This is a genomic window from Brevibacillus antibioticus (assembly GCF_005217615.1).
Taxonomy (GTDB): domain Bacteria; phylum Bacillota; class Bacilli; order Brevibacillales; family Brevibacillaceae; genus Brevibacillus; species Brevibacillus antibioticus.
Genome location: NZ_SZNK01000001.1, coordinates 416,222 through 431,994, shown reverse-complemented (window position 1 = coordinate 431,994; position 15,773 = coordinate 416,222). Strand labels below are relative to the sequence as shown.

The 15,773-nt window shown below is 50.2% G+C and carries 15 protein-coding genes; all 15 read right to left on the bottom strand.

Features of this window, described 5'->3' with window-relative positions; translation table 11 throughout:
• Positions 1–42 precede the first annotated feature (42 nt).
• From E8L90_RS02005 to E8L90_RS01935, 15 genes are read right to left on the bottom strand one after another with little or no spacing between them, the layout of a single operon-like run.
• Positions 43–1,002: an ATP-grasp domain-containing protein gene (locus E8L90_RS02005; RefSeq protein ID WP_137027778.1), complete on the bottom strand. Its 960-nt coding sequence runs from the start codon at positions 1,000–1,002 to the stop codon at positions 43–45.
• Complete coding sequence (locus E8L90_RS02000; RefSeq protein ID WP_137027777.1) at positions 1,003–2,274, bottom strand: type III PLP-dependent enzyme domain-containing protein; 1,272 nt, start codon at positions 2,272–2,274, stop codon at positions 1,003–1,005.
• Positions 2,267–3,439, bottom strand: a complete 1,173-nt coding sequence (locus E8L90_RS01995; RefSeq protein ID WP_137027776.1) for a DegT/DnrJ/EryC1/StrS family aminotransferase — start codon at positions 3,437–3,439, stop codon at positions 2,267–2,269. The genes E8L90_RS02000 and E8L90_RS01995 overlap by 8 nt, the downstream gene beginning before the upstream one ends.
• Positions 3,436–4,467 carry a GNAT family N-acetyltransferase gene (locus tag E8L90_RS01990; protein WP_137027775.1) on the bottom strand — a complete coding sequence of 344 codons (1,032 nt, stop codon included), beginning with the start codon at positions 4,465–4,467 and terminating at the stop codon, positions 3,436–3,438. Before E8L90_RS01990 ends, E8L90_RS01995 begins: the two co-directional genes overlap by 4 nt.
• Positions 4,436–5,083 carry a sugar transferase gene (locus E8L90_RS01985; RefSeq protein ID WP_137027774.1) on the bottom strand — a complete coding sequence of 216 codons (648 nt, stop codon included), beginning with the start codon at positions 5,081–5,083 and terminating at the stop codon, positions 4,436–4,438. Before E8L90_RS01985 ends, E8L90_RS01990 begins: the two co-directional genes overlap by 32 nt.
• Positions 5,067–6,077 (bottom strand): polysaccharide deacetylase family protein, encoded by a 1,011-nt coding sequence (locus tag E8L90_RS01980; RefSeq protein WP_137027773.1) that lies wholly within the window; start codon positions 6,075–6,077, stop codon positions 5,067–5,069. Before E8L90_RS01980 ends, E8L90_RS01985 begins: the two co-directional genes overlap by 17 nt.
• Positions 6,037–7,281 (bottom strand): glycosyltransferase family 4 protein, encoded by a 1,245-nt coding sequence (locus tag E8L90_RS01975; protein WP_244297483.1) that lies wholly within the window; start codon positions 7,279–7,281, stop codon positions 6,037–6,039. Before E8L90_RS01975 ends, E8L90_RS01980 begins: the two co-directional genes overlap by 41 nt.
• On the bottom strand, positions 7,241–8,443 hold the full coding sequence (locus E8L90_RS01970; protein WP_137027771.1) for an O-antigen ligase family protein: 1,203 nt from the start codon (positions 8,441–8,443) through the stop codon (positions 7,241–7,243). Before E8L90_RS01970 ends, E8L90_RS01975 begins: the two co-directional genes overlap by 41 nt.
• The gene (locus tag E8L90_RS01965; RefSeq protein ID WP_137027770.1) at positions 8,444–9,160 is read right to left on the bottom strand and encodes a phosphocholine cytidylyltransferase family protein; all 717 of its coding nucleotides are present in this window, start codon (positions 9,158–9,160) and stop codon (positions 8,444–8,446) included.
• Entirely contained in the window at positions 9,105–9,932 is an 828-nt protein-coding gene (locus tag E8L90_RS01960; protein ID WP_137027769.1) for a CDP-alcohol phosphatidyltransferase family protein, read from the bottom strand. Before E8L90_RS01960 ends, E8L90_RS01965 begins: the two co-directional genes overlap by 56 nt.
• A 15-nt stretch (positions 9,933–9,947) precedes the next feature.
• Positions 9,948–11,345, bottom strand: coding sequence for a flippase (locus E8L90_RS01955; protein WP_137027768.1), 1,398 nt, complete (start codon positions 11,343–11,345; stop codon positions 9,948–9,950).
• Between the two features lie 23 nt (positions 11,346–11,368).
• A complete protein-coding gene (locus E8L90_RS01950; RefSeq protein WP_137027767.1) occupies positions 11,369–12,064 on the bottom strand; it encodes a CpsD/CapB family tyrosine-protein kinase in 696 nt (231 codons plus the stop codon).
• Positions 12,039–12,791, bottom strand: a complete 753-nt coding sequence (locus E8L90_RS01945) for a YveK family protein (RefSeq protein WP_137027766.1) — start codon at positions 12,789–12,791, stop codon at positions 12,039–12,041. Before E8L90_RS01945 ends, E8L90_RS01950 begins: the two co-directional genes overlap by 26 nt.
• The gene (locus E8L90_RS01940) at positions 12,784–13,869 is read right to left on the bottom strand and encodes an LCP family glycopolymer transferase (RefSeq protein ID WP_137027765.1); all 1,086 of its coding nucleotides are present in this window, start codon (positions 13,867–13,869) and stop codon (positions 12,784–12,786) included. Before E8L90_RS01940 ends, E8L90_RS01945 begins: the two co-directional genes overlap by 8 nt.
• A complete protein-coding gene (locus E8L90_RS01935) occupies positions 13,866–15,761 on the bottom strand; it encodes a polysaccharide biosynthesis protein (RefSeq protein ID WP_137033232.1) in 1,896 nt (631 codons plus the stop codon). The genes E8L90_RS01940 and E8L90_RS01935 overlap by 4 nt, the downstream gene beginning before the upstream one ends.
• Positions 15,762–15,773 lie beyond the last annotated feature (12 nt).

The window sequence follows — 15,773 nt, the reverse complement described above, 5'->3', positions numbered from 1 at the left end:
TGCTTCCTGCCCATGCCCTGCTCCTGAAATATATTTTTGCGTTCACTCCAACAGCATGACCTCATCGTATTTCATCAGAATGCTTCCTTCCTTGTACTCCCCCACTTTTGGTACATTCACCAGACCCTTTATGTTTTGGAGAAGCGCACGGACGCTGTTCACCCCGCTTTCGTGAGCATGCGGATACCCTCCGCCAAAACGGGGATTGATCTCCGAAACAACGTACTGATCTCCCACCAAAAAACAATCGATGTCAATGGGCCCACGCGGATCTAGGACACGAATGAGTTCCTTCGCTAGTGATAGCAAACGCGGATCTTTTACCGCGAGGGAGCGATCCGTCTCCCCTGCCCGCATCCGCAGCTTTTTGCGGGCGAAAAGTGTCACTAGCTGCCCCGAGATCAGATCCACATAGCCATCCACTCCGTATTCCTCTGCCTGTATGAAGGGTTGAATGACGACATCCTCCGTTTTTCCCATGAGCATGGACCATTCCTGATCATTCTCCACACGTGTGATGCCCAAACTGGCACTTCCATACCGTGGCTTGACGATCAATGGATACGTAATCTGCCCTGCAAAAAGCGCTGCTTGTACCTCGTCCATCTTTGTAAAGGTGGGAATGGCGGGAATCTGGTGCGCGGACAAAAAATCATACGTTGCCCTCTTATCCAAGCACATCTGAATTACATCCCGGCTGGACACGATCACCTCGATGCCCTGCATGTAGAAGCGATCTGCATGCGCAGCCAGCAACGTCAGCTCAGGGTCTATTAAAGAGAGGATTGCCTTGATCTCGTATCGTTGGCAAATGTGCAGCAGGGCATCCAGATAACCAGGATCATCGATACGCGGCACCTGCTCGTGATGATGGGCAGCGTACAAGGCCGGGGCCGTCGGATCGCAGTCGACTGCTATGATTTTGCCAGTGTCACCCCATTCGCGTACAAAATAGTGGAGCAGCTTGACTCGTCTGCCTACACTGGTCACAAGTACGTTCATTCAGTTCACTACCCCCTGCTTGTCAACGTGAAAACGATAAACCGATTCGGGAATGAATTGTTGGAGAGTCTCTTTTCCCCTGACAATGACTGCTTCTTTTCCATCAATGGCGAGAACCGGTGGCCTCTCCCGAATAAAAGGTGGATTAAAGACAAGCGTATACGCCCCTACGTGTCCGAAGACAAAATAATCCCCGATATCAGGCAAAGGCCCCGTATAGCCTTGAAGCAGATAATCTTTTTCCATGCACGTATACCCGACGACATGATAGCTCGCTTCGGGAACTGGTTTGCGGTTGCACACAAGCCGGGCTGGCAATGTGCGCGCGTGCATCGTCGGCTTGATATTGTGAATGCTGCCATCCACGAGAACAAACCGCTCTCCTCTGTTTTCTTTTACATCGATGACTTGGCAAACGAAATCAACAGCATCTGCCACAAGTGAAATACCTGGCTCCAGAATCAGCACTGGCGCATGATCCAGCTCTGCCAACTCCTCCTTCATGACTGACGTAATCACTTCGGCGTACTCCTCAAAGGTTGGTGCAGCCGTCATCCCGAACGAGGCTGGGAGCTCGCCATAGAATCCGCCTCCCATATCGATAAAAGCAAGCCGCTCTCCCAAATGCTGTTTCCCCAAACGGCATAGATGGCGCGTAATTTGGCGATACACACCCACACTGCGATTGGTGGAAAAGTGTCCATGCAACCCGACTACATGCACATTCGAGGCGACAGCCAATTGGCTCAGGGCTTTTTCAAAATTGCCGTTTTCGACGCAAAAACCAAATCGGCTGACCTCGTACCCATTTTGCAGAGGACTCACTCCTCCCCTGGCCAAATCCACATTAATCCGCAGCCCGATCCGAAACGTCTGCTCGGGATACTGCTTGGCGTAGGCCACCACCCACGGGATTTCTGAAAAGGAATCCAGATTGATCAGGCTCCCCTGCTCCAAGGCAAGATGAATGTCCTCTTCCGTTTTGAGCGGACCGTTAAAAATGATGGACGCAGGATCGACGCCGAGCTTCCGTGCCAATTCGTACTCCAATCGAGAGACGACTTCCGCATGCGCCCCTAACTGATGCAGCTTTTGGCATAGAAACGGCAAGTAATTAGTCTTATAGGAATACGCGACGACTACATGCTCATAGCGTCGAGTAAAAGCTCGTTGGAAACGACGATAGTTCTCGGAGAGCTTCACTGTATCGAGTACGTAAAAAGAAGACGAGCAGAGACTGCGCCATTTTTCTAGCTGCTCATAACTATACATGGCGCACCCCCTGTTCCTGGTTCAGGAGGCAGTTCGTGATCACACCGATGACTCGCTCCTGTTGTTCAGTGGTCAAGCTGGAACCGGACGGCAAGCAAACACCTTGGGCAAATAGCCGATCGGATACACTCTCATCAGGTTGGTGCGGATAGTATTGGCACTGTGCGAACAACGGTTGCAGATGCATCGGCTTCCACACGGGACGGGCTTCGATATTTTCTTTGCCCAGTGAATGAATCAATTGGGCAGCAGAGACCGTTGTGTCTGCTGGATTCAGTGTCATCACCGTCAGCCATCGTGTGGATCGCCCTGTCGCTGGCTCGGGCATGAACGAAATACCAGGCAATTGTCCGAGGGCTTGTTCATAACGCTTGAAAACCCCTCGTCTGGCCTCGATTCGCTCCTCCAAAACGCGCAGCTGCCCCCGGCCAATTGCGGCCAGTACGTTGCTCAACCGATAGTTGTAGCCCATCTCTTCGTGCTGGTAATGCCTTGCTGGCTCCTTCGCCTGCGTCGACCAGAAGCGCGCCTTTTCGATCGTCTCAACGTCATCGGAGACGAGCATTCCACCACCAGAAGTCGTCATGATTTTATTGCCATTAAATGAAAAGGTCCCAACATGACCAAAAGCACCGCTCATTCTCCCCTTATATACAGCCCCTAGCGATTCTGCCGCATCTTCCACCACGTGCACCCCATATTGCTCACAAAGCGCCATCAACGGCCCCATATCTGCGCTCTGCCCATATAAATTAACGATGACTACCGCCTTGGGCAACTTGTCCGCTCCTGCCGCTTCCCGCAAGGCTCGCTCTAATGCCTGCGGAGACATGTTCCATGACTCTTCCTCGGAATCAATGAATACGGGAGTTGCTCCCTGGTACAGAATCGGATTGGCACTGGCAACAAAGGTGAGGCTGGAGCAGAACACCGTATCACCCGAAGCGACGCCCGCTAACCTAAGCCCGAGATGGATAGCAGCCGTACCAGAGGACACAGCCAGTGCAGCTTTTACGCCCACATACCGGGCGATTTCTCGCTCAAAAGCATCGACGTGTTCCCCCAATGGTGCGATCCAATTGGAGGCAAAGGCGTCTGCCACCAAGTCACGCTCATCCTCCCCCATATGTGGCGGTGATAAAAAGATCCGCTGCTGTGCACTCATTTGGACGTCCCCCCAATGCGATAGGCCGGAAAAAAATCTTGCTCGCCAGCCTGATCGACCTGTAGTTTTTGGCACAAAGCCAGATACACTTCCTCATCGTGAACTTTCTTACCCATCCAGTAAGGAAAATGATTGCCGTTTGCAAACGAGGACTTGAAACGGAACAAGCCATCTCCATCCAGATTTCCTCCTCCAAGGAGAAGCAGTTCTGCTCCATCCAGCTTTGCCTGCTGGATCATGGCGTCGAAGAGGAGGTGGTTGACGCCAAGCGCCATGTCTTCCGTATGGGATGCCCCTAGCTGATAATGGGCGAATTGATTTCCACTGAGCAAAAGCACTCCCGCCACCGGCCGATCCTCATGCATGGCAAGCAGAAGTCGCGGCTTGCACAGCGCTGTTTTTTTCATAAGTCCTCCAAAAAATTCCGGAGCATAGTAGTAGTGCGCCGCAGCTTGATTACGGTCCATCGTTTCCCGATGCAACTGGATAAAAGAATGCAGCCGATCGATTCCGCCCAATGTAACCCGAACGTCGTTTGCCACGGCCTTCCTCATATTTCGTCCGACGTTTTGCGTATAGTGGGCACGAATATAGGCAAGTGTGGGGCGCAAATCGACTGCCGTTACCATCCTCACCAGATCCAGTCGCATTTGATCCGCGAACAGCTCCGCATTCCCCAGCAACGGATGAAAGCGAACCGTTTCTGTCAGATAGTTTTTGTACCGACAGTAGACGTGGAATTGCTCCTGGAACAATCGGGCAGCCGTCTGTCCTCCCACGACAAATGGCCCTCCGTATCCAATCGAAACCAAATCAGCATAGCCGGGAATCGCCCCATCCAGACGTCTGACCAAATACGGGTAGAAAACCTCGTTCTCCCCACTCTTGAAAAAAACAGCCTCTGGCGTGCCCTGCTCCATTTTGGCGTATAGCTGCACAAATTCTTTCGTGTAGGACACGTCTAACTTTAAAAACCGTCGCAAATATTCGGTCCAATCATCCTGTTCCGACAGTACAATCAGGCTCACATGCTTCCCTCCCAGCGCGCTCTGTGTTTTCACTCCCTCTGAAGTCTTCTACCGTGACGCTGCCCTGTTGATTTATGCCTGTCGATTGAAAAACACGCTTGATCGTCAGACCGATAATCCGCATATCCAGAAAAAAGCTGCCATTTTCTACATACCAGACGTCCAGCTCGAACTTTTGCTCCCAGTCAATTGCATTTCTCCCATTGACCTGCGCCCAGCCTGTAATCCCCGGCTTTACATCGTGTCGCTTCAACTGCCGCGGCGTGTACAGCGGCAGGTACTCCATCAGCAGCGGTCTCGGTCCTACGAGACTCATTTCACCACGGAGCACATTCCATAATTGCGGCAGTTCATCCAAGCTATACTTTCGCAAAAGCGTTCCGAATGAACCCAGTCTCTGCTCATCAGAGAGAAGCACTCCACTCTCATCACGCTCATTGGTCATCGTGCGAAATTTGTAAATGAAAAACGATTTCCCATGCAAACCTGGTCGCTCTTGTACAAACAAAACCGGAGACCCCAGCTTCCAGCGGATGAGCAGACTCACCAGCAAGATCAGCGGGGACAGTATGACGAGCATCAGGAAGGATACGCAACGATCAAACAAGCACTTCATGCCGCACCTCCTGATGATTCCACTTCGCCGCCGCTTCCTCCATACTGAGGCTCTGCATGCCGTACCTCTCGCGTAACATGGAATAATGCTGGAGGATTTCCTCCAAAAAGGAGAGATTCTCTTCCATGTGGCTCCCGAAGTTCTCCGGATGCCACCATAGATGGTACAAACGATTGTGCTCGGCCGTATGAGTCAGGTCGCATTTGATTCTTTTCATGCGCCATTTTTCCAACCTCTGTAGCCGAGGATGATAAGGACGCAAAAACCGGCTGGATGGAACATCGACCATTCCCTCTGGACTACGCTGCAATGAAACATAGTTGTTATGGCCAGAGAGATTCACATACGCATCCATCAGTCGCATAGCTCTTTTGAACAATGTCTCTTCGGCAGCTCCTCTTGTGTGGTACATCCAAGACTGCTCATTGCCGCGATAGGAACGAAACCCCTTTTTCTTGCACAATGATAAATACGCAGACTGCACCTGATTTCGCGGAAAAACAATGCTGGAAGGGGAGTATCCTTTTTTGCGAGTTAATCTATGAAAAGAATCAAGGTCAGCAGCAAAAGCTTCGGGAGTCTGTCCCGGCTCTAGACAATAGTAGTGGGAAAGGGTGTGGCTTCCGATGAATTGATGTGGGTAAGTGGATATCAGCTTGATCAAAGAGGGAGCAAAGTGATACGGATCGACCTGCTCATGCTCTCCAACTGCATCTGTATCCATATAGGGATAGGGTGACAGCTTTTCATTGGAATACGCCGGAAGATGCCGTGGGACGACACTTGCCAGCTCCTTGCGAGACTCGCAAAACAAAAAACCGACAGTAGCCCAGGTGACGTGCATTTCATACTTGGCAAACAACTCCAAAAGTGCGGGGATCACTTGACGAACACCTAACAAATTTTGCTGATAGGACTGAATGGTTCTCTTGTCTCGGACGCCCCAGTAAAGTTCAAAGTCTAGGGAAATGACGAATGCTCCCGTCTTGTCCAATCTTCTCCGCTGCCTCCTTTCTCCTGCTCTCTTTCTTCTCGCAGTTGCTAGTCAATTGGGCAAATAACGCTGCCTGCTTCGCAAGGACCGTGCGCTCATCGAAGTGCTCAAGCGCGATGCTGCGGCTGTTCTGCCCGAAGGCTTCTCTGAGTCTGGAATCAACTACGAGCTTTTTTAAGGCTGCATACAAGGGACATACCTGTTTCGGTTCTACTAAAAATCCGTTGACACCGTCCCTGACTTCTTCCCGACATCCACGGATATTCGTGGCGACGATCGGTTTCGCCATCGCCATCGCCTCAATGATGGAACGAGGAAGCCCTTCGCGGTGAGAGGGAAGAACAAAAATATCGCTGGCAACCATCAGCTCCGGGATGTCTGTGCGAAATCCAGCCAAAATGATTTGCGGATGCTGTCGGCAAAGCCTCACGAAGTCTTGACCTCGCTGATCGCGTTCACTGGAAGACACGTCCCCCACCAGCAAGAGGCGCAGGCGCGGAAATTCACCCGCCAGCTTGCGAAAAGCTTCCAACAGTTCAAAAATTCCTTTCTCCGAGACCATACGTCCTACATAGGTGATCACTACATCATCATCCCTCAGGCCCAGTGAGGACTTGATGGCCTGGACCTTCTCTCTCGTAAGGTGTCGCGGGTGAAAGCGTTCTGTGAGATCAACGCCGTTGCCAATGTGCAAAATCCGCTCCGTCTGAGAGGAGAAGCCATCCTGCACGCTCAATTCGTAATCCTCTCGACTTTGAAGCAAAAGATAGTCTGTCATATGCCGGGCAAACCATTTTTCCAGCGTGTAGTACATCTGATACGTACTTTTACTCATGCCCTCATGAAAGAAATAGCCATGCGCTGTGTAAATGACATATGGCACTCCTGCCAGCCTTGCTGCCACGCGTCCGAGAACAGCGGCAATCGGCGTATGGACATGCACGACATCATACTTCTCCCTTTTCATCAACCGATACAATGCTCCGATCGTCACCAAATTAGAAATCGGGTCGATCTTTCGCTTAATAGGGATACTTCTGAGCGTCAATCCCTTTGCTGTTAGCACATCAAAACGCCCCGTATCCGAACACGCGGTATGCACCTCGTAGCCTTCACCCATCAGCTTTTCAATCAGGGGAAACAGCAAGCTTTCTACAGAGCGGTCAATTGCGCATACTTGCAAGATTTTTTTCAAGCAGATCACCGCCATTTTTGATCTGACGCGTATTGATTTCGGCTGTCACGAAATACAGCGCGAGCATGATCCAGAAAAACGTTTCGCGAATTCCGTTATGGGTGAGTCCGTACAAAATTTGGAAGACAAGTGGATACCAAGCAACCAATCGATGCCCACGGACCGCCCCCACCATCACGAGAATGAACAACACCGTCCCTGTTACGCCGTAGGAAAAGAACAGATTAGCTAAGGTAGAATGGAGTTCCAATGAAATACTGCTGTTAAATCGCTCGTACATCCCTTCCCCTGCTCCGAACAAAATGTACTCCGGATGGTTGGCAATCCGGTCATAGCCCCGCGCTGCCAAATTGTCATCCGAATCTTCACCGAGTGTTACCATTCGTTCTTCGATTTGTGTGTAAATAGAGGCGTCGCTCAGCACGTTTTCGTTCGTGTACAAATAGATAAAGAAGACAGCGAAGGACGAGACGAGCACGCAAAGCAGATTCATCCAAAACAAGCCCGTTCGTTCTTTGATGGAGAGGAGCAAAAAGACGAGGTACATCCCTACGGCACTAATGATCGCTGCTTTCGACAGGGATGCTGCAATGATGCTAAACGCCGTGCCGATCGCAATAAAGAGAGGAATGGTCTTCACAGATACGAAGCGAGCACACAGCAGGCATATCCCCATGCACAAAAGCCCAAAATAGCCGAGCTGGTTCGGATTGTTGAAGAACAACGATTGCCTGAACTCGTCGCTATCCGGTGACAGTCCTGACACGAGAATGAATGCCTGAATGAGTAAAGAAGTGGACGTAGCCAGGAAGACCCATTTGACGTACTCTTGTGCGTTGCGCCTGAACAAAAAAACCAGGGCAAGCATCACGGCTCCGTTGTACATGTACCACTTGGTCGAGCTGAATACATCCATTTCCCCGCCGAGTGCAATCGCCCATATACCATTCACCATCATAATGTCGTACAAAAACAGAAGGGTAAGGAAGAGAAAAAATCCGAGTCTGCGGTTGATGCGACTCAGGCGAAACAAGAAGCTGTAGGCGATCAAGATGAGCATAATAAAATCGGCGATTTGCGGATTGCCACTTGGGAAGAAGTAGAAGGGCTTAAGCACCACGTATAGAAAAAGAAGGACCTTGTCTGGTGAGAGCTTTTCCTTGATCATCATTTACCTATGTGCCAGATGGTTGGTGAATTGCAGGATTCGCCGATAATCCTCCCACGTATCAACCTCTGCCCAAAATAATCCGGGTGGTATTTGTGCGACATACACATTCCTTTCGCCCAAAAAAGAATAGAGGATATTTTCCCACCAGAAATGATACTGTTTCTCCTGTATCAACCTTTGTAATCGACGCAAAAATATCGGCAGAAGGCTCTCTTGAAGTTTGGCAATTCCAATGTATTCGCCAGTTGTCTCTTCCAGCGAGAGCTCCTTTCCATGGCGGAGCAGCAGTCCGTTTTCATAGCCAAATTTATAATCCCCCTCATAGCGACGGACTGGATCAGCAAACATGACAGGACTCACGGTCTCTTGCAACACGACTTCCAGTACCTTTGATTCAAAGTAAACGTCGGCGTTCAACAGTAAGCAGTCGCTTCCTTGCAAAAACTCGCGGGCGAACCAGAGGGATACCATACTATTCGTCCGATCGTAAACAGGATTGTGATAAAAACGAATAGGTTCATCTCTGAGGAGCTTGGTAATCACGTTAGCTTGATAGCCCACCACCATCGCGATCTCTTCAATTCCGTGACGCTTTAGCTCCGCTATCGTATTTTCAATGAGCGTTTGGTTCCCAATATCCACTGTACACTTGGGAATACCTTCAATTTGCTCGTTGATTCGTGACCCGAGACCTGCTGCCATGAGCAGTGCCTTCATCCAAGTCCCCTCCTTCTTTCAGAGATGGCATGACGTATTTGATGTTCAGCTTCAGCTTGTACATCGATCTGGCCAATCCGACCAATAGGTGGTAGAAGGTCCATAGGAGCAAAAATTGCATCTGACCGCCGATTGCCCACAGAAATGCGGTAACCAGCACCCCCAACTGATAGCCCGTTTGGGTAAGGAAAAGGAAGACAAAAGCATCGATCCATTTGCTGCGCTTTCTCATGGAAACTGTTTCGTGCGAGATTTTCCCCTGTGTGAATACGAGATCGGAGCCATTGGTCGCCAGAATCTCTGCAAAAATAGCGAGCAGGCTCAAATAAAGCAGCCATGGACTCAGCATAGCGTGATGATCCGTGATCCCGTATATCACACCGAATGACACCAGGTAGAGCGCATAGTTGAGCCCGATGTCCAGCCATTCTCCTCCCTTGCTCTTCTGATTGCGCATTCGTGCTACTTCCCCGTCGACGCAATCTGCCAAGTAGCACACCTGACAGAAGAACCATCCGAGCAAAAAGGATGCCGCCGTTCCGTACATAAATGCTGCAGCGCTAAGGAGTCCGGCGACAATCCCCCCCATTGTAATCGCGTTGGGGGATATTTGTGTTTTTCGGGTCAGCAATAAACTCACGTAGATAGAGAGGCGTCGTGTGAAGTAGTACGACCAAAATTCCTCCCTGCTCCACGGCTTCTGCACCTGCACACGGCAACAGCGTGTCTCTTCACTATCCCAAAGCATAGACGGATACAGCTCATCCTTCACGGTAAGCCACCTTCTTCATGACCTCGTCTCCTGGAGTGAGACGGAATATTTTTCGGATAAAAACGGGATGTACCACGTGCGAAAACCAAAAAATTTGGAGGCCCAATACGAAGCACAAAGATCTCGACAGATCAGACTGATCGAAGTAGCAATGGCAGCCCCGATAATTCCATACAGCGGAATGAGACAAGCGTTTCCGATGATGTTTAGTGCAGCTGAACAGACAAGAATATTGCGGGCCGTTTTTTGATGCCCGGTCATCGTCAATAAAGGGATAACACTGCCTGTGCAAAAATTGACAAACTGCCCCATGCACAGAATCACAAGGACGAGGCTCTCACTCGCAAACTCTTCGCCAAAAAAAGTGAGCAACGGAACGGCGAATATCGCCACCAGCAGATTGAGAGGAGCAGAGGTGAAGAAAATGAGGCGATTGGCAAACGCAATCATCTTTTTCAAGCCGTCCATATCATTACGTGCGTACAGCTCAGAAAACTTCGGAGAAAGGATCGTATTGATGGAAATCAGTGCAAAGCCCGTTACCATTGCCAGACGAATGACCACACTGTATACTCCAACTGTTTTGGCATCCGTAAAAATACCCAGCATGATCATATCTGTCCACGTCATAATCAATTCCATCGACGCACTGAGATACATGGGCAGTGCGACGGCAATAATTTCCCTCAGCCCAACACTAGGCTCTCCCGCGGTCGGCTGTATACCGTTACGAAATCCTCGGCTCGTCGCATACCACTGCACCATCCCATAGACAGCATTCAAGAGTACAGCAGCTGCGAGCAGTTGAATCAAGAGCATCGTACTGGGTTCAAAAAAAGGAATGGCGATGAAGAGAAACGCCAAGTGCAGAAAACGCATACCGACGATATCGACAGTGATCGAGATGACAACCCGATGCAATGCCCGAAACGCAGAAGCATACAGCCTTGCGAGCGACACAAACGGAAGCATCCACGCGACGACTCGCAGTGCCTCCGCTGGCAGCTCCCCTGCAAACACGTAGGCAGACATCTGCTCTGAGAACACATACAAAAGTACCCCAAGCACAATCGAAATCAACGTCGCCCACAGCACTACTTTGTTGAATACTTCGGAAATCTGATAAAGCGAGCCTTTCGCGCGAAACTCCGAGAGAAAGCGGATGATGGCTGTATCCGTCCCCAAAACGGCCAGCACCATTCCGATGTTCATCAGGGTGATCGTCAGCGAATAGATACCCAGGCTCTCGGCTCCATACTCTCTGGCAATGTAGAACTGCAAGAGATAGAGCAGTACGAAGCCAAGGAGCCGAAACAAAAACGTGAAGGCCGAGCCGCGAATCACTTCGTGAACATCTCGATCTTTATTGAGACGGCCCCATTGTCGTTGCCAAGCTAATTTGAGGGCATGCATGCCTACAAACGCCCCGCTTTCTGCTATGCGTTGTACCCATATCCGTAGTAGCCTTCTCTCTTCCCTACCTTTTTGTTGTTGAGAACAACACCAAGCAGATTGGCTCCTGCCGCTTTTAACTGGTCTACCGCTTTGACAGCAGAATCCCGCTTCGTCTTGCTTGCATCCACGACCATGACACAGCCGTCCATTTCCCGTGCCAGCACCATTGCGTCGCTTACGATTAGTGGCGGACTGTCGACGATCACAAACTCATAGTTGTGGCGCAAGTATGCCATCAATTCCAAGAGCCGTGGCGTCCCGAGCATTTCCGCTGGCGTATGCGGGATCGGCCCTGCCGTAATAATCGACAGCTCTGAAACCCCAGACGGTTGAATAATATCGGCAATCTGGCACATATCCGAAAAGTATGAACTGATCCCGTACAGATTCGGCATATCAAAGGTGAAATGTACCCGCGGATTGCGCAAGTCAAAATCAAGCAGCACCGTTTTCTTGTGATCCTTTGCCATCATCAAGGACAGGTTGGCAGCAGTGATCGTTTTTCCCTCAGAAGCCCCTGGACTGGTGACTAATATCGTTTGCATCAGCTTGTCGCCCATGGAAAACTGAATGTTTAAGCGAAGGGTACGGTAGCCCTCTACCAGCGGAGACAGCGGCTCCCAATGGGCGATCAGCTTTTGGTAACGATCATCAGGCTTCTGCCTTCTCATACTCATTCCTCTCTTCCTCCACCTTGGGCTGGCGAAATCCCTTCCGTGTTTTTTTGTCAATCACTGCAATCGTTGCCAGTACAGGTAAGCCTAAATACTCCTCCACTTCTTTTTCCGATTGAAGTCGGGTATCCATCTGCACAAGCAAGAAGACGACGACCATAGACGTTGCCAACCCGAGGACAAAGGCGATCACCGAATTGAGGATCGGTTTTGGGCTCACTGGAATGGCCGCCGGATTGTTTCTTGCTTCCGCCAAAATGTGCACGTTGTTCATGCTGAGCATTTTGACGACTTCTTCCTGAAAGGTCTTCGCGATTGTATTGGCGATGAGCACAGCTCTGCCCTGATCCGGGTCTTCTACCGTAATGGAAATGACCTGCGAGTCCTTGACTGGCTCTACCTTTGTTTGAAGCAGCAGATCCTCCATCGTAGCGCCCGCCCCGATCACTTCGAGCACACGCTCCATCACCCGCGGACTTTCAATAATCACGCGATAGGTCTCAATTAATTTCAGATTAGAATCAATTTCCGCGACGGATAGCATGCTCTCTACGGTGGAATCCAGCGAGCGATTCACTAATATTTCCGTCTTCGCCTGATAAATCGGTGTCAGTAAATAGAAGCTCACGAGCGCTGTTCCGATGGTGCACAAAGAGGTAATCAAAAGGATCAGCTTCCATCGCTTCAACAGCACCAGGAGTATTTCACGAAGATTAAGCTCCTCATTCATCCTGCTTCCCCCTTTGCCCCGCCATGCTGTCACTTCCTTCTTTCGGCAATTGTACGGGAGGTTCGATTTGTTTTTGAAAGGTTGAAAGACTCTCAGTCAACCTCTCACGCTCTTGCGGGCTGACGATATAGTAGTAGATTCCGTTGATCATTTGACCCTTTCCTTCCAAACGAATCGTCTCGACCGAGGTAACTGCCGTGCTATAGCTTAGGGCAAGCTGTTTCATCACATCAAAGGTCATGTTCGTTTTCACGTATTTCTCCAGCGTCGCAAGGACGTTATTCAATCGGGTAGGCGCGGCAAGGGTTACCCCTTTGTCCAGCAATGCCTTGATGATTTCCTGCTGTCTTTCGTTGCGCCCGAGGTCGCCTCTCGGATCTTCGTAACGCATGCGAGCGTAGACCAAGGCTTGTTTCCCGTCTAACTGGATGGGACCTACTGGAAAGGTGTAATCGGCATAAGTAAAGGCAAGCTTGTTGTTAACTTCCACGCCACCCAGCGCATCGATCACACCTGAGAATCCTTCCATATTCGCGGTCACCACGTAATCAATGGGAAATTGGAGAAACTGCTCGACGGTGTCTACTGCCTGCTGCACGCCGCCGAATGCATAGGCGTGATTGATCTTATCCTGGGTACCTTTGTGAGCGATAGCTGTTCGCGTATCACGAGGTATGCTGATGAGCAACGCGGATTTCGTTTTCGGGTTGACGGAGAGTACGAGGATGACATCTGAGCGTCCCTTGTCATTCTCTCGTTCATCAACGCCAAGAAGCAGCAGGGTGATCGGTTCTTTGGGCAAGATAGCGGAGTTCTCTACTTGTGCCGCAGGCGGTGTAGTTGCTTCTGAGGAATTCACGGTCAGCGATTGCCTCACAGTTGCTGGTTTCGTCGCTACAGGTATCTCGACAGATTTCGTGCGAATATCGAGGTACATTTTGCTGGCCGTTTCTTTTACCGACAGATAGATGTACACACCATAACCACTCAAGCTGATGAGACAAATCAATCCTCCCCATGCCAGCAGCCGCTTCCACTTTAACGTGGCGATCTTTTCCTTCCATTTGCTGACGCTCATCCGATCGCCACTGGATAAGGGACTGGGGTAGACTCTTCCTTCACGTAAGAAGTGGATTGATAGCCTGGGACGATCCCTTGCAAAATCTCGATGATGGATTGTTTGTCCTCCAGCGTCGCTCCCTTGTCTGCAATTTGCTCCAACCGGGCGATCCCTGCCAAGAGCTCAGTCCAGGAAAATTCGAGCGGCTTCCCAATGAAGATGCGATTATGGCAAGTAGACGACAAGCCTTCTTCCGCCGTCAAAATTTCTTCATACAGCTTCTCACCCGAACGAACCCCCGTGAATACGACCGGAATATCCTTCCCGGGCTCCAAGCCTGCCAAGCGAATCAAGTCGAGGGCCATATCGACAATTTTGACCGGTTTCCCCATATCGAGAATGAATATCTCTCCTCCCTGAGCGAGTGCTCCCGCCTGGATGACGAGCTGGGCAGCCTCAGGAATGGTCATAAAAAATCTCTCCATATCTGGATGCGTAATGGTAATCGGTCCACCTGCCCGGATTTGATTGAGAAAAACAGGAACGACACTCCCCCTGCTCCCCAGGACATTCCCAAAACGAACAGCCGCAAACCGGGTAAGTCCTAAATGGTTATAACCCTGGATCAGAAGCTCAGCGATCCTTTTCGTGGCACCCATCACACTGGTTGGATTCACTGCCTTGTCCGTTGAGATCAGGATGAAATGAGAGACGCTGGTTTCCATCGCGCATTCCGCAACGTTTTTCGTACCCAGAATGTTATTTTTTAATGCCTCACACGGGTTGTTCTCCATCAACGGCACATGCTTGTGGGCTGCCGCATGAAAAACAACGGCGGGACGATATTCATGCATAATCGAAGCAATTCTTTGTCTGTCACGAATATCTGCAATCAAGCTGACCGTCTCCTGCTCAGGAAACAACCGCGAGAGCTCCAGGCCCATTTCAAAAATGCCGTTCTCTTCGTTCCCCAAGAGAAGAAGTTTCCTCGGGCAAAATCTAGCTATTTGTCTGCAAAGCTCGGACCCGATCGAGCCACCCGCTCCTGTCACAAGTACGACTTGCTGCCGCAAATACCCCGTAATCTCTTCCAGATTGACAGAAACAGGCTCCCTTCCCAATAAATCCTCCAACGCTACATCCCGAATCATGTTCATCGTGATTTTTCCATTGATGATGTCTGCTACGTGCGGCAAAATTTTGACGCTCGCTCTCGTCGTTTTGCAAATATCGAAAATCTCCTTAATCGTCTGCCGGGAAGCAGATGGCATGGCAATCACGATGTCTGATATGGAAAGTCGTTGAACGACACGGGCAATGTCAGCCCGATTCCCTACAACTGGCAGGCCGTACACGCGCAAATTTTGTTTACCAGGCTCATCATCGATAAAGGCTACTGGACGCAGCTCCGACAAAGGAGAGGTTTTCATCTCTCTGGCTACGAGTACACCTGCGCTACCCGCCCCGATAATTAATGTGCGCCTGCGATCCTGCGTTCTTTTCTCTCGCTCTTCATACCACCACTTCCATACAAACCGGGAGCCAGTGATCCCGAGTAAAACAAAGGCTAGTGTCATGAGAAAGAGTGAGGTGGGAAATCGGACGGACCAACCAAGCAGGTACGTCATTTTTAATACCAGGTAGAGAGCCAAAACGGAAAAGCTCGTGGCAAAAATGATCGAGACCAGTTCGCGAACACTAACATAGCGAAAAACAGGTCGATAGAGCTGAGCAAAGTGCATGCCTGTCACGACGAACAGTACGTGGCCGATCATTAAATACATAGGTTGATAGTCGCTTATCTCCGTGAAAGAAAAATCAAATCGAACCAGGCAGGCCAACCAGACAGCCAAGCTAATAATTCCTGCGTCCGATAAGCTTAACCAGAATCTTCTCTTCCGGTAGCTCATATTCATCCGCTC

Coding starts and splice junctions, on each gene's coding strand:
- E8L90_RS02005 (WP_137027778.1), bottom strand. CDS start 1,002: ATGAACGTACTTGTGACCAGTGTAGGCAGACGAGTCAAGCTGCTCCAC.
- E8L90_RS02000 (WP_137027777.1), bottom strand. CDS start 2,274: ATGTATAGTTATGAGCAGCTAGAAAAATGGCGCAGTCTCTGCTCGTCT.
- E8L90_RS01995 (WP_137027776.1), bottom strand. CDS start 3,439: ATGAGTGCACAGCAGCGGATCTTTTTATCACCGCCACATATGGGGGAG.
- E8L90_RS01985 (WP_137027774.1), bottom strand. CDS start 5,083: ATGAAGTGCTTGTTTGATCGTTGCGTATCCTTCCTGATGCTCGTCATA.
- E8L90_RS01970 (WP_137027771.1), bottom strand. CDS start 8,443: ATGATGATCAAGGAAAAGCTCTCACCAGACAAGGTCCTTCTTTTTCTA.
- E8L90_RS01965 (WP_137027770.1), bottom strand. CDS start 9,160: ATGAAGGCACTGCTCATGGCAGCAGGTCTCGGGTCACGAATCAACGAG.
- E8L90_RS01955 (WP_137027768.1), bottom strand. CDS start 11,345: ATGCATGCCCTCAAATTAGCTTGGCAACGACAATGGGGCCGTCTCAAT.
- E8L90_RS01950 (WP_137027767.1), bottom strand. CDS start 12,064: ATGAGTATGAGAAGGCAGAAGCCTGATGATCGTTACCAAAAGCTGATC.
- E8L90_RS01945 (WP_137027766.1), bottom strand. CDS start 12,791: ATGAATGAGGAGCTTAATCTTCGTGAAATACTCCTGGTGCTGTTGAAG.
- E8L90_RS01940 (WP_137027765.1), bottom strand. CDS start 13,869: ATGAGCGTCAGCAAATGGAAGGAAAAGATCGCCACGTTAAAGTGGAAG.
- E8L90_RS01935 (WP_137033232.1), bottom strand. CDS start 15,761: ATGAGCTACCGGAAGAGAAGATTCTGGTTAAGCTTATCGGACGCAGGA.